General features: G+C 68.1%; 11 protein-coding genes. 5 read left to right on the top strand and 6 right to left on the bottom strand.

Translation table 11 applies throughout. The features are described 5' to 3' along the window. The first annotated feature begins 229 nt into the window (after nt 1-229). Nucleotides 230-2062 carry a phosphoenolpyruvate carboxykinase (GTP) gene (locus OG225_RS33000; protein ID WP_405178741.1) on the top strand — a complete coding sequence of 611 codons (1833 nt, stop codon included), beginning with the start codon at nt 230-232 and terminating at the stop codon, nt 2060-2062. 54 nt (nt 2063-2116) lie between these two features. On the opposite strand, the gene OG225_RS32995 is transcribed toward OG225_RS33000, so the two are convergent. After that, the gene (locus OG225_RS32995) at nt 2117-2869 is read right to left on the bottom strand and encodes an HD domain-containing protein (protein WP_405178740.1); all 753 of its coding nucleotides are present in this window, start codon (nt 2867-2869) and stop codon (nt 2117-2119) included. Between the two features lie 188 nt (nt 2870-3057). Then, nucleotides 3058-4404 (bottom strand): lipase family protein, encoded by a 1347-nt coding sequence (locus tag OG225_RS32990; RefSeq protein WP_405178739.1) that lies wholly within the window; start codon nt 4402-4404, stop codon nt 3058-3060. A gap of 399 nt (nt 4405-4803) precedes the next feature. On the opposite strand from OG225_RS32990, the gene OG225_RS32985 reads away from it, so the two are divergent. Next, entirely contained in the window at nt 4804-5754 is a 951-nt protein-coding gene (locus tag OG225_RS32985) for a GlxA family transcriptional regulator (RefSeq protein ID WP_405178738.1), read from the top strand. Between the two features lie 209 nt (nt 5755-5963). Then, on the top strand, nt 5964-6164 hold the full coding sequence (locus tag OG225_RS32980) for a hypothetical protein (RefSeq protein ID WP_405178737.1): 201 nt from the start codon (nt 5964-5966) through the stop codon (nt 6162-6164). 57 nt (nt 6165-6221) lie between these two features. Here the strand turns inward: OG225_RS32980 and OG225_RS32975 are convergent, their stop codons facing one another. Beyond that, nucleotides 6222-7667, bottom strand: a complete 1446-nt coding sequence (locus tag OG225_RS32975) for an aldehyde dehydrogenase (RefSeq protein WP_405178736.1) — start codon at nt 7665-7667, stop codon at nt 6222-6224. Between the two features lie 294 nt (nt 7668-7961). Between OG225_RS32975 and OG225_RS32970 the strand changes: the two genes are divergently transcribed. Further along, the gene (locus OG225_RS32970; protein WP_405178735.1) at nt 7962-8264 is read left to right on the top strand and encodes a hypothetical protein; all 303 of its coding nucleotides are present in this window, start codon (nt 7962-7964) and stop codon (nt 8262-8264) included. Nucleotides 8265-8286: 22 nt separating this feature from the next. On the opposite strand, the gene OG225_RS32965 is transcribed toward OG225_RS32970, so the two are convergent. Both OG225_RS32965 and OG225_RS32960 read right to left on the bottom strand, forming a co-directional pair. Then, nucleotides 8287-9045 (bottom strand): class I SAM-dependent methyltransferase, encoded by a 759-nt coding sequence (locus OG225_RS32965; protein ID WP_405183447.1) that lies wholly within the window; start codon nt 9043-9045, stop codon nt 8287-8289. A 176-nt stretch (nt 9046-9221) separates the two neighbouring features. After that, on the bottom strand, nt 9222-9365 hold the full coding sequence (locus tag OG225_RS32960) for a hypothetical protein (RefSeq protein WP_157978252.1): 144 nt from the start codon (nt 9363-9365) through the stop codon (nt 9222-9224). Nucleotides 9366-9555: 190 nt separating this feature from the next. Here OG225_RS32960 and OG225_RS32955 point away from each other — a divergent pair, with 190 nt between their 5' ends. Further along, nucleotides 9556-10731, top strand: coding sequence for a glycosyltransferase family 4 protein (locus tag OG225_RS32955; protein WP_405178734.1), 1176 nt, complete (start codon nt 9556-9558; stop codon nt 10729-10731). Between the two features lie 111 nt (nt 10732-10842). Here OG225_RS32955 and OG225_RS32950 read toward each other — a convergent pair whose 3' ends face one another. Next, nucleotides 10843-12801: a hypothetical protein gene (locus tag OG225_RS32950; RefSeq protein WP_405178733.1), complete on the bottom strand. Its 1959-nt coding sequence runs from the start codon at nt 12799-12801 to the stop codon at nt 10843-10845. Nucleotides 12802-12843: the final 42 nt, after the last annotated feature.

Here is a 12843-nt window from a genome sequence, read left to right as displayed (position 1 = left end):
TATTTCACCTGTACCCGATTCCGTACCGGTCGTCATATCGCGTTAACCTTTAAGGCAGGAACCTGGGCGTCCGCTTCGTCCTTGTACGCCGTCCAGCCGGGGCGAGCTTTCGACTGGTCGTAGCGGGTGCCTTCCCGCCAACGGTGGCGCTTGGTGTGTTCGCGCTGGTCATGGGCCTTGGGCCAGGCGGCGAAGCATCGTAGAGCCCGCCCATCTCAGGAGAGTTTTCATGACCTCAGCGACCATTCCTGGTCTTCGTGGATCCGACGGCACAGCGCCGACCGAGCACAGCGAACTACTCGCCTGGGTACAGGAAGTCGCAGAACTCACTCAGCCTGAGCGAGTCGTGTGGGCGGACGGTTCCGACGCGGAATGGGAGCGGCTTACAGACCAGTTGGTCGAGGCGGGCACCTTCAAGCGCCTCGATCCGAAGAAGAAGCCGAACTCATTCCTAGCCTTATCCGATCCGTCGGACGTGGCGCGCGTCGAGTCGCGCACCTACATCTGTTCCAAGTCCGAGGCGGACGCGGGCCCGACCAACAACTGGGTCGACCCGGCCGAGATGCGCGCCACCATGACCGAGCTGTACCGCGGCTCGATGAAGGGCCGCACCCTCTACGTGGTGCCCTTCTGTATGGGTCCGCTGGGCGCCGAGGATCCGAAACTGGGCGTCGAGATCACCGACTCGGAATACGTCGTGGTGTCGATGCGCGTGATGACCCGCATGGGCACCGCCGCGCTGGAGAAGCTGGGCACCGACCGCCCCTTCGTGAAGGCGCTGCATTCGGTCGGCGCGCCGCTGGCCGAGGGCGAGGCCGACGTGCCGTGGCCCTGCAACGACTCCAAGTACATCACCCACTTCCCCGAGGACCGCGAGATCTGGTCCTACGGTTCGGGCTACGGCGGTAACGCGCTGCTCGGCAAGAAGTGCTACTCGCTGCGTATCGCCTCGGCGATGGCCCACGACGAGGGCTGGCTGGCCGAGCACATGCTGATCCTCAAACTGATCTCCCCCGAGAACAAGGCCTACTACATCGCCGCCGCGTTCCCGAGCGCCTGCGGTAAGACCAACCTCGCGATGATCCAGCCGACCGTTCCCGGCTGGCGCGCCGAAACCCTCGGCGACGACATCGCCTGGATGCGTTTCGGCAAGGACGGCCAGCTGTACGCGGTCAACCCGGAATACGGTTTCTTCGGCGTCGCGCCCGGCACCAACAACAGCTCCAACCCGAACGCCATGGCGACCATGAACGCGGGCAATACCGTCTACACCAACGTCGCGCTGACCGATAACAACGACGTGTGGTGGGAGGGGCTGGAAGGCGAGCCCGATCACCTGACCGACTGGAAGGGCAACGATTGGTACCTGCGGGAGACCGAGACGCTGGCCGCCCACCCGAACTCGCGCTACTGCACCCCGATGTCGCAGTGCCCGATCCTGGCCCCCGAGTGGGACGACCCGCAGGGTGTGCCGATCTCGGCGATCCTGTTCGGCGGTCGCCGCAAGACCACCGTCCCGCTGGTGACGGAATCCTTCGACTGGCAGCACGGCGTGTTCATGGGCGCGACGCTGTCCTCGGAGCAGACCGCCGCCGCCGAGGGCAAGGTCGGCACCGTGCGTCGCGACCCGATGGCGATGATCCCGTTCATGGGCTACCACGTCGGTGACTACCTGAACCACTGGATCAATATCGGCAAGAACGCCGACGCGAACAAACTGCCGAAGATCTTCTACGTCAACTGGTTCCGTCGCGGCGACGACGGCCGCTTCCTGTGGCCCGGATTCGGCGAGAACTCCCGCGTGCTGGAGTGGATCGTCGGCCGGATCGAGGGCAAGGCCGAGGCCGTGTCGACAGCGATCGGTCACGTGCCCACCGCGTCGCAGATGGATCTCGACGGCCTCGACGTCGAAGCGAACGATGTCGACGAGGCGCTCGCGGTCGATGTCGACGAGTGGCGCAAGGAGATTCCGCTCATCGAGGAGTGGTTCGAATTCGTCGGCGACAAACTGCCTTCGGGCGTTCGCGACGAATTCGAGGCGCTCAAGCAGCGGCTCGCCTGATCCACGGCTCGCCCGACCGCCCCGCACCGTCTTCGGTGCGGGGCGGTCGGCGTCTCATTCGGTGAAGGGCGCGAACCGGATCATCTGGTTGAATCCGGCCGTGACCAGCAATTTCGACCGGCCTTCCGGCACGGCTTTCGCCTCGGCGTCGAACGCGGCGACCAGGTGACGTTTGAGTCCGCGGCGCGGGTGACGGGTCAGCAGGTCCGCGATCCACTCGCGGTCGCATTCGCCGATGCGGGCGCCGATCACGTCCACCGACGCGCCCGCGGAGACGAAACCACCCGGGTCGCTCAGGTCGGCGGCGACGCCGGGGGTGATGTGGGAGGCGATGGCGGCGCCGATCGCCTCGGCCCGGTCCGGTGCGGCGCCTTCGCGTAGCGCGAATTCGACCGCGGCCTCCGCGCCGGTCACCGCGAAACAGCGCCCCGGCGTCGGCTGTTCCAAGCGCAGATCGTGCAGCAGGCACGCGACGTAGACCAGTTCGTCGTCGAAACGCGCGCCATCGAGATCGGCGAGTACCCGGCCGAAGAAATAGGTCCGGTACGAATGTTCGAGCATGTGCGCCGAGAGCGATTCGCGCGCTTGCTGTTCCGTTGCCACGGCCAGCCCGGAATCCGGGACCCGCAATCCTTCGAATTCCAGCCGTCCGCTGCCGCGCCCGCCCAGCGCGCTCGCCGCCTTGGCCGCGAGTAGTCCCGGCACGGTTCGGGCCAGCGCGGCGGCCAGCTGTCTGCGTTGCGCGCCCGACAGCGCGCCCCCGGTCCGAGTCGCCCATTCCCAATCGAGTTCCGCTGGGGCTCCCACGCTGTTCTCCTCTGTTCGGCGTACCGATTCGAGTGAAACCCGCGCGCTCGTCCGGGGCGAGTGGCGTGAACGCCAGTAATACTCGGATTCTCGCCAGAGGGTGCGCGATGCTCCGCGAACCTATCTCGGACACGAACGAGCCCCGATCGGAGAACCGGATCGGGGCTCGTTCGGTATTGCGGGGAGTATCAGTCGATGGTGCAGCCGGAGATGGGCTTGTCGCCCAGGCGATCCAGCAGGTAGGTGACCGCGTTGTTCGGGCCGAAGCCGTCGATCAACTCCGGTCCGAAATGGCCGGGCAGCGTGGTGCCGGGCAGGATCGGCGGCAGGTCGTTGGTGCGGAAGGTGACCGTCGCGCCCTGCGCGCACCAGTCCTCGGCCAGCTGACGCGCCTGGCCGTAGGGGACGGTGTCGTCGTTGAGGCCGCTGGTGATCAGCACCGGTGTGGCGGGAGCCGAATTGCCCAGGCGCATCTCGGCCAGGGCGGGGATCGCTTCGGGGAGCTCGGCCAGGTGCTCGCTGAGCGATCTGCCGTCGACGGTCAGCGTATTGGTCCGCAGGAAGGGCTGATTGAAGATGACGTCGCCGACGCATTCGTTACTCAGCGTCGCCAGCATCGCGCGCCCCGCAGGCGTGGTCACCCGGTCGACGGCTTTGTTCAGCTCCGGGTAGCGCGCCAGCAGGCCGTTGATAGCGAATCCGATGGCGCCGCCGATCAGCGCGCCGTCGATGCGGGCGAGGATCGCGGCCAGATCGGCGGTCGGGCCGCCCGCCCAGGTGCCCTTGAGATTCAGTTCCGGCGCGTAGTCCGGCTGCATTTCCGCCGCGCCGCCGGTCGCGCCGCCGCCCTGGGAGTACCCCCAGAACACCACGGGGGTCTCGGGTCCGACACCGGCCAGATTATTCGCCGCGCGCGCGCCGTCGAGGATGGCGTGCGCGCCCTCGATCCGATTGGCGAAAGTGTGGATGCCAGGCGTTCCCAGGCCGATGTAGTCGGTGACGAGGACGCGGGCGCCGAGGGCGCTCCACACCGCGGAGGACGGCAGTTCCTGATTCGCCGAGGTCGAGAAGGCGGGCGAGAAGTTGAACGACAGTCCGGTCGAGAACGCCACCGACATGGCGCACTGATCGCCCTGCCCGGCGGTGCCGGGGCCGATCACCACGGTCGGGCGTTCACCAGGGCCCTGCCACGGGCCGGTGGCCTCGATGTAGGTGCCGGTCACCGCGACGGGGGAGCCGTCCTGCAACTGGGTGGTGTACATGACGTGCTGCGCGGAACCCGGCCAGCCGTTGATGGTGGGCGGGGCGACGAACAGCGGCATCGGCTGGGTTCTGATGATCGAGCCGGGCTCGGTCGGAATCTGCGCGGGTGGAATGTAGAAGGAGCTCACCGGCGGCGCGGCCTGCGCCGCTCCGGTATCGATCCCCGCTCCCGCGACCGCGGTGGCACAGGCCACGGCCGCCGCCGCGAGTATCCGTCCGGTCCGGGGTAGTGAACCCGACCGTGTGCGCCGCCGCCCAAATCTCTTCTGCATCGATATCTCTCCATATGCACCACTCGGGCACCGTCGCCCTAATGTCTCCCGAACCACATATAGCTGTATGACATGACGCTCGTCACACCTGCGATCTACTAGAGGGTAACATGGGTCGCAGAGTCTGTAGGCGGGTGCCTTCACTATGGATCGGGTCATGAAAGTTGTTGTGCACGGGGAATATTCGGCACAAGGGTGCGATAGGGTCGATCGCCATGGCTCGCTCGCGGCATTTCGCGATGGCGGGCTGGATTCGCACGCGGGAGAGGGGGAGGCCCTCGCTGAGTAACGATGTTACTTGATTCGGCGGCAAATGGGCGAGGAAGTCGGTAACCGACTTCCGGCCCGACGATTCGGCGCGGATCCGGGCAACCGATGGATTCGTGCCACACTCGTTCTGTGAAACGGGTAGTGGCGTTGGCGCTGGACGGCGTCATGACCTACGACCTGGCCTGTGTGGTCCAGGCGTTTCGGCACGGACCGGGGAGAACCGGCGAGCCGGTGGGATTCGACATGATCACCTGCGGGATTCGGCCAGGGCCGCTGTGGACGCCGAACGGTTTCGATCTGCGGGTCGAGCACGGGCTGGAGGCGCTGGAATCGGCCGATATCGTCGTCGTGCCAGGCATCGGGCTGCCGACGCTGCCGACCCCGCCGGAGGTACTCGACGCGCTGCGGGCGGCGTCCGGGCGCGGGGCGACGGTGATGAGCGTCTGCGTCGGCGCTTTCGTGCTGGCCAGGGCCGGATTGCTGGACGGTCGACCGGCGACAACCCACTGGGCCTACTGTGACGAATTCGCCGCCCTCTTCCCCGCGGTGAAACTGGATCCGGGCGCGCTGTACATCGATGACGGGGACGTGCTCACCTCGGCGGGACTGTCGGCGGCGCTCGATCTGTGCCTGCACGTGGTGCGACGCGAACTGGGCGTCGGCGCGGCGGCGGAACTCGCCCGATGGAATGTCACTTCCCCGCATCGCGAGGGCGGTCAGGCGCAATACATTCCGGATGCGCTGGGCGACAACAACTTTCCCGGAGCGCTCGCCGCCGCGCTGGCTCGGGTGGCCGCGGATCCCACTGCGGTGAGCGATATTTCGGCGCTGGCCGGTATGGCATTGATGAGCGAACGCACGCTGATCCGTCGTTTCAAGGCCGAGATGGGCACCACGCCTCGGCGCTGGCTGGAGGCGCAGCGGACCGCGCGGGCGCGAGAGTTGTTGGAAACCACCGAACTTCCGGTCGAGGTGGTCGCGACGCAGGCGGGATTCGGCAGCGTCACGGCCTTGCGATCGCACCTGCGCGCCGCGACCGGAACGACGCCAGCCGGATATCGACGTTCGCTGCGCCGCTAGTCCGCCCGTCCCGATCGGTGTCACGGCCCGATCCGCGGTGCCGCCTCGCGCGGGTTTCGGCCGAAGCCGCGCGAAGACGGACAGAGCGGTCCACTAAGCTTGTGCCGCGTTCAACGCTTCACGATCGTCCAGGCATGTTGCACCGGCTGAACTGCTCTGCTCTCCCTATTCGCACCGCGGCGGATCGACACGTGAGAGGTGGTTGAGGCATGACCGATCTTGGATTCGGCACCGTGGGGGAACCGCTACTGACCGGGCCGGAGTCGACGGCGAGTACGCCGCTCGCCCGGGCCGCGGGTCGGTTGCAGGCGGTGTTGCCGCCTGGCTGGCGAGTCGAGATCGCCGTCGCGCCCGACGAGCCCGGTGGACGTCCACGTCCGCTGTTGCGGGTGGTCATGCCGCAGGATTGACCGAGATCGGGGCGAGGATCGCGGTGGACCCGGTGGACCCTCACCCCCGATCCGGTGCTATCCGGTCCAGCCGAGCGGCATCAGCAGCGATTTCTGCTCGCAGTACGCGTCGAGACCTTCCGGGCCGTTCTCCCGTCCGAGTCCGGAGTTCTTGTAGCCGCCGAAGGGCGCCGTCGGGTCGAAGGCGTACCAGTTGATCGCGTAGGTGCCGGTACGGACCCTGGACGCGATCTCGGCGCCGTGTTCGATATCGGTCGTCCAGACCGAGCCCGCGAGTCCGTAGACCGAATCGTTGGCGATGGCGACGGCCTCGTCCTCGGTCTCGTAGGGGATCACCGACAGCACCGGGCCGAAGATCTCCTCCTGCGCGATGGTCGACTTGTTGTCGACATCGGCGAAGATCGTCGGTTCGATGAACCAGCCGCGGTCGAGCCCTTCGGGCCGCCCGCCGCCGAGTACCAGCCGCGCGCCCTCGGCCTTGCCGGTGGCGATATAGCCCTCGACGCGTTCGCGCTGACGTTCGGAGATCAGCGGGCCGAGTTGGACGGACGGATCGTCCGGAAGTCCGACCTTCATCGTCTTCACATGTTCGACCAGCGCGTCGAGGATCTCGTCGTAGCGACCGCGGTGGGCGAGGATGCGGGTCTGCGCGACGCAGCCCTGCCCGCTGTTCATCAGACCGGAGAAGGCGAGGACGGGAATGCTCGCCGCCAGATCCATATCCGGCAGCAGGATCGCCGCCGATTTGCCGCCCAGTTCCAGGGAGACGCTCTTGAGCTGTTCGGTGGCGATCGCGCCGATCCGGCGCCCGACCGCCGTGCTCCCGGTGAAGGTCACCTTGTCGACGCCCGGATGCGAGATCAGGTATTCGGAGGCCTCGGCCTCGGCGGGCAGTACCGACAGCACGCCCTCCGGCAGGCCCGCCTCGGTGAAGATGTCGGCGACGATATTCGCGGTGATCGGGGTCAGCGGAGCGGGTTTGAGCACCACCGTGCAACCGGCGAGCAGGGCGGGGGCGAGTTTGTTGCAGGCCAGGAACAGCGGCACATTCCACGCCGTCACCGCCGCGACGACGCCGCGCGGTTCCCGGGTGACCCGCGAGGTGCCGAAGGAGCCGGTGCGAGTCTCCTTCCAGGGGAAGGTCTTCGCGAGTTCGGCGAAGGCGTCGATGGTGGCCGTCGCCGGGATCAGGTTCAGCGTCATGCTGAACATCTGCGGCGCGCCCACTTCGGCGGTCAGCGCGGCGAGCAGTTCGGCCGAACGCTGCTCGAGCAGTCGGGCGGCGCGGGTGAGTACGGCGGCGCGCTCCAGCGGCGGGGTCGACGGCCAAGGCCCGTGGTCGAAGGCGTGACGCGCGGCGGCGACCGCGGCGTCGACATCGGCACGGACGACCACCGGGACGCTGCCGACCGGTTCGACCGTGGTGGGGGAGATGACCTGGAGGCGCTCGGATGAGGCAGGTTCGGTCCATCGGCCGCCGATGAACAAGCTGTCGTAGTGCATGAGAACACGTTACAGTTTTGCGGTCCCGTTGTCTGTAACCTGTTCCAGTTCTGATCTTCGCCGATCCTCTGACCTGGCCGAATTCCAACCTGTCGGTTCGCTTTTCCGCAAACGCACTATTGCGTTCCGGAGGTTGACAGTGGATGCTGTAGCTACCGATCAGCTGCTTGACTGAAGTGCGACTGTTCCGGGGCTCGACCAGTTCGAATTCGGCCGTCGTGACGTTCGTGTGCTGTGAAGTTCGGTTGTTCGATCCGTTCTGCATTGATCTGATACCGCAGGGGTGAACGAGTCATGGCGGTGCAAGTGATCGGTCGGTCGCTGATGACCAGTGATCAGACCGAGCATCAGGCGAAGAGTGTCGGCAGCGGCGGGTGGGTCGTGTCGTTCCTACCGGGGCGGACGCTGACGATCGAGCAGGCGACAGCCGCGATGCAGGCCGCGGAAGCGGTCGCGGTCGTGGGTGTGCTCGCCGATCAGGTCGGGCTGACCACCTTGGAAACCGTCGGTCTGGCCATGCAGGAATCTTCCTGGTACGAACCGGTTTCCGGTGCGTGCGGGCCGCGCGGCTGGCGTCGCGGCTGGCTGGAGAAATAGCTGGCCGGGGTAAGGCGGGCCGCTATTTGGTCGCGACCACGACCAGATTGCTGACCAGCAGTTCCCTGATCGCGGGCACGCGCACCAGCCACCAGGCCCATTTCGGGTGGTAGCGCGGGAAGATCGTCCGCACATTCGCGGGAGTCGTTGCCGCCCAACGCAGTCCGTCGGTGGCACGCACCGCGAACAGTGACTGCCCGAATCGGTTCTTGGGTTCCCTGCCGTTCTTGCGCCGGTAGCGCCGCGCCGCGTATTCGCCGCCGAGGTAATGCCACGGACCGGTCTCGTGCCCGCCGAAGGGGCCGTGCCACACCGTGTACGAGAGCACGACCAAGCCGCCGGGCCGGGTCACCCGCACCATCTCGTCGGCCATGAGCCACGGATCCGAGACATGTTCGGCGACATTGGAAGAGAAGCAGATGTCGACGGCGTCGTCGCGGAACGGCAGCGCCATACCGGATCCGCGGACCGCGCCCGCCGCGGGCAGACCTGCCGCGTGCAGTTCCGAGGGGTCGGGCTCGACGGGGATGTATCGCGCGCCGACGCGGGCGAACTCGTCGGCGAAGTAGCCGGGGCCGCCGCCGACGTCGAGCACGGTCGCGCCGTCGAGGTCGCGGCCGGTGAGATCGAGGTAGAAATCGCCGAGCATGGCCGCGCTGTCGGCGGCGATACCGCCGTAGAAGGTGGCGGGATCGGTCTGCTCGAAACGGAAGCTGCCGAGTAGTCGCAAGGACCGGCGCAGAGTCGCCCGGTGTGCGAACCGGGATTCCGCGCGGTGCACCCGGGGCGCGAGCGGGCGGTCGGCCGTCTCGGTGGTGGGCGGCAATGTCTTGGCACTTGGCACGGCGGAGAGTTTTCCACAGGCGGCCCGCGGTGGTGCCGCCCGCGTCGGACTAACCGACCGGACTCCGGACCGGCCCGGCTCCGTACCCGCCGGGCCGGTGGGAGTCCGGCGCGCTAGCCGATGCCGCTGCTCGCGCCGCTGCCGGTGGACAGCGACGAGGTGATCAGCGCCAGAAGTACGGCGAGCGCGCCGCCCAGGTCGCCGGTCGCGCCGCCACCCGTGCCGCCGCCGGTCCGAGTCCTCGGTGTCGCCTTCATGTATTTCTCCTCATCGTTCCGGTTGATCGAGTGGCGGCAGGCTATCCAAAGTGGGCTGTGAAATGTGAGCGTTTCAACATTTTCGTCAGATCGTTGCCGGTGAAGCGCTTGCCGCGGGGACGCGCGCGCTATGGTGTACCCCGATATCCACGTCCCCGGCCGGGGCCCGACGAGGCGAGAGAGCTCCACTGTGCGCGAAGTCCTGCTGCTCTGCTGGCGTGACACCGGGCACCCGCAGGGTGGCGGCAGCGAACGCTACCTGGAGCGGGTCGGCGCGCAGCTGGCCGCACGCGGGGTCAAGGTCACGTTGCGAACCGCCCGCTACCGCGGCGCGGCGCGGCGGGAACACGTCGACGGCATCTACATCAGCCGCGGCGGCGGGCGATACACCGTGTACCCGCGCGCCCTCGCCGCCCTCGCGCTCGGCAGGCTCGGATTCGGATCGCTGCGCGGCGTGCGTCCCGACGCCGTCATCGACACCCAGAACGGCATCCCCTTCTTCGCGGGCGTCGCCTGTGACGCGCCGTCTGTGGTGCTGGTGCACCACGGGCATCGCGAACAATGGCCGGTCGCGGGCAAGCTGGTCGGCCGCATCGGCTGGTGGATCGAATCGGTGCTCTCCCCGCGTGTGCACCGCGACAACCAGTACCTGACCGTCTCGCTACCCTCGGCCGAAGAACTCGCGACCCTCGGCGTCGACCGTTCCCGCATCGCCGTGGTGCGCAACGGCGCGGAACCGGTCCCCGCCGACATCCTCACCGGAGCCGCGCAGACCCGCACCGACGAACCGCGGATCGTGGTGCTCTCCCGGCTGGTGCCGCACAAGCAGATCGAGGACGCGCTCGCCGCGGTCGCCCGGCTGCGCGCGCGGATTCCCGGTCTGCGACTCGACGTCATCGGCGGCGGCTGGTGGGCCGACAACCTGCGCGAATACGCCGGGAACCTCGACATCGCCGACGCGGTCACCTTCCACGGCCACGTCGACGAACACCGCAAACACGAATTGCTCTCCCGCGCCTGGGTGCACGTGCTGCCCTCCCGCAAAGAGGGTTGGGGCCTCGCGGTCATCGAGGCGGCCCAGCACGGTGTGCCGACCATCGGATACCGCAGCTCCCGCGGCCTCACCGATTCCATCGTCGACGGCGTCACCGGCATGCTGGTCGACGACGTCGACCACCTCACCGAATCCGTCGGCGAACTGCTCGACGACCACGCCGCCCGCTCGGTCATGGGGGAGAAGGCCCGCGCCCGCGCCCGCGAATTCTCCTGGGAGCAAACCGGAAACGGAGTGTACGAGGTGCTCGCCGCCATCACGCGCGGTGCGCACACGAGCGGGCTGGTAGCCGCGCCCGACGTCAACACCTGATCGGCTGTCCGTGGCCGCCCGGAAGCGGCGACGTGCGTTCGCCGGTCGGCCGTGTCGGAAGGTTGACGCTGGATACGCTTTTCGCGCCGGATCGGCTGCCGCGTTCGCGATTCAGCGTCGGATCGGGCGGTAGATCGCCGCGATCAGTAGTCCACCGATCAGGAGTGTCGCCCACAGTAGGTGTGCCGTGATCGCGGTGATTCGGTGCGCGCCAGGGGTTTCGGTGGCTCGGGCCACGTCGCCGGGAACCCGGTAGAGCGCGAAATTCTCGTCCTCGTAACGCTTTTCGAGCTGTGGCAGGGTTTTCGCGGAATCGCCGAGTGGGCCGGGTGTCGACCGTTCCACCAGGACCCATCCGACTCCGAGGTCGGCCAGTCGCTGTGCCGAATCACCTTGCAGTAGAGCACTTTCCGCATCGACGGCGCGGGTGCCCTCGCCCGAGACGGTCAGGCCGCGCACCGGAAGTCTGCCGGTCTGGAGTACATCGCTGGGCAGCATGCGCGGTGCGGGATCGAGAACGGCGACCTTTCCGCTGTAGGGGAAACGTCGGAACATCCCCCCGGGCAGCACGGCGACGTCGCCCGGGGCATCGATTGTCTCGGCGACGCGCTGCCACCCGAGCGGGTAGTGCACCGGGCGTACGGAACCGCCGACGCCGAAGGCGAGGTCGAGCAGCGGGGCGACGAGCAGGGCGACGAACAAGACCGCGACCGGTATCGCCGCCGAACCGCCCCTCGATACCGCCTGGTGCTCAGCGGCATTCGTGGTGCGCGCCGCAATCCGCGCGGCGAGTGCTCGGCATCCGGCAGCCGCGCACAGAGCGAAGGCGGGCACGGCGAGCGCGACGTATTTCTGGGTGTCGCGAAGCAGACCGGTACCTGGGATCTCGACGACCAGCCACCGCATGACTTCCATCCCCCACCCGGTGCTCGCCAGCGCGGGAACGACGACGGCGGCGACGGCGAGGGCGAACAGCGTGCGGCGCACGCGAAGGCCGGCGCGATCTTCGGGAACGGAGGTGAGCACGGCTCGAATTCCGCTCGCCACCAACACCAGTAGCAGAGTCGTCGCGACCAGGGCGATCGGCGTGGTGCGCGAGTCCGGTACCGCGTCGGCATTCCAGATACCGCCGAGGCCCGCGAGGCTGCCCAACGTGCCGAGACCGGGTTCGGCACGCGCGGCGAACGCGGCGACCCCCGTGGGGTCGGAGGGTTCCGCCCCCGCCCCCGACAGCGCCGTCGCCGCAAGCCACGGGGCGGACGCGGCCACCAGCAGTACCAGCGTGCCCGGCAGATTGCGCCGCCCGACCGTCGACAGCGCGACGCACCCCGCGAGCAGCGAGCCGGTCGGCGTGAGTCCGGCCGCCGCGAGACATCCGGCGAGCGCACCCCACGCGGCGATCGCGGTGGACCGCTGCCCTGTCGATATCGCGCGGCGCCATCGCGGACCGCGACCCGTTGACCTCGTATGTCGCTCTCGCCAACCGTGCTGCGTGGAGGGCGCGGTCGGCGATCGCAGGCTGTCGTCCGTGGAGGTCGTACGCGCGTCCGCTTCCACAGCCCTGGGATTCGGGGAGGGACGAGATCCGGCGTCGGCCCCGGCGGATCGGAGGTGGTAGGCCGCGAGTGCGGTCCACGGGAGTGCGGCGTATCCGGCGAGCAGGCTCCAATGTCCTTGCAGCAGTCGCTCGGCCACGAACGGGTTCCAGAGGGTGAGTGTCGTCGCGACCAACTGCGGGCCGAGCGACACTCCGAGCAGTGTGCGGGCCAGCACGGCGGCGCCGTATCCGGCAGCCCACAGCGCGACGATCAGAATCGCCTTGACCAGCAGTCCGCCGTCCACGATCGGTGACAGCGCGGCGAGCAGCGCGTCCTGCGGGACGGCTCGGGGAGCGGCATCGCCGAGTCCGAGCGCCGAATCGGTGAGATAGGACCGGGGTGTGCTCACCGCGTCGCGTAGCAGCAGATAGCCGGAACCGAGCAGCGGTCCCGTGATGAGCGCCGTCAGCACGGCGCCGTACCCGGCCGGAATCAGCCCGGCCCACCGTGTACTCCGACCGCTCTCGCCCACGCCCCAGAACCCTACGGACCGTCGCATCCGTTCCGCACCGCC

The sequence above is a fragment of the Nocardia sp. NBC_01377 genome, assembly GCF_045040005.1.
Classification (GTDB): Bacteria; Actinomycetota; Actinomycetes; order Mycobacteriales; family Mycobacteriaceae; genus Nocardia; species Nocardia noduli.
The sequence above is the reverse complement of the archived record's forward strand: the minus strand, read 5'-3'. Positions and strand labels throughout refer to the sequence as shown.

Excerpts from the sequence above, each read along its gene's own strand:
- OG225_RS33000 (WP_405178741.1), top strand. The coding sequence starts at position 230 with ATGACCTCAGCGACCATTCCTGGTCTTCGTGGATCCGACGGCACAGCG.
- OG225_RS32990 (WP_405178739.1), bottom strand. The coding sequence starts at position 4,404 with ATGCAGAAGAGATTTGGGCGGCGGCGCACACGGTCGGGTTCACTACCC.
- OG225_RS32980 (WP_405178737.1), top strand. The coding sequence starts at position 5,964 with ATGACCGATCTTGGATTCGGCACCGTGGGGGAACCGCTACTGACCGGG.
- OG225_RS32975 (WP_405178736.1), bottom strand. The coding sequence starts at position 7,667 with ATGCACTACGACAGCTTGTTCATCGGCGGCCGATGGACCGAACCTGCC.
- OG225_RS32970 (WP_405178735.1), top strand. The coding sequence starts at position 7,962 with ATGGCGGTGCAAGTGATCGGTCGGTCGCTGATGACCAGTGATCAGACC.
- OG225_RS32960 (WP_157978252.1), bottom strand. The coding sequence starts at position 9,365 with ATGAAGGCGACACCGAGGACTCGGACCGGCGGCGGCACGGGTGGCGGC.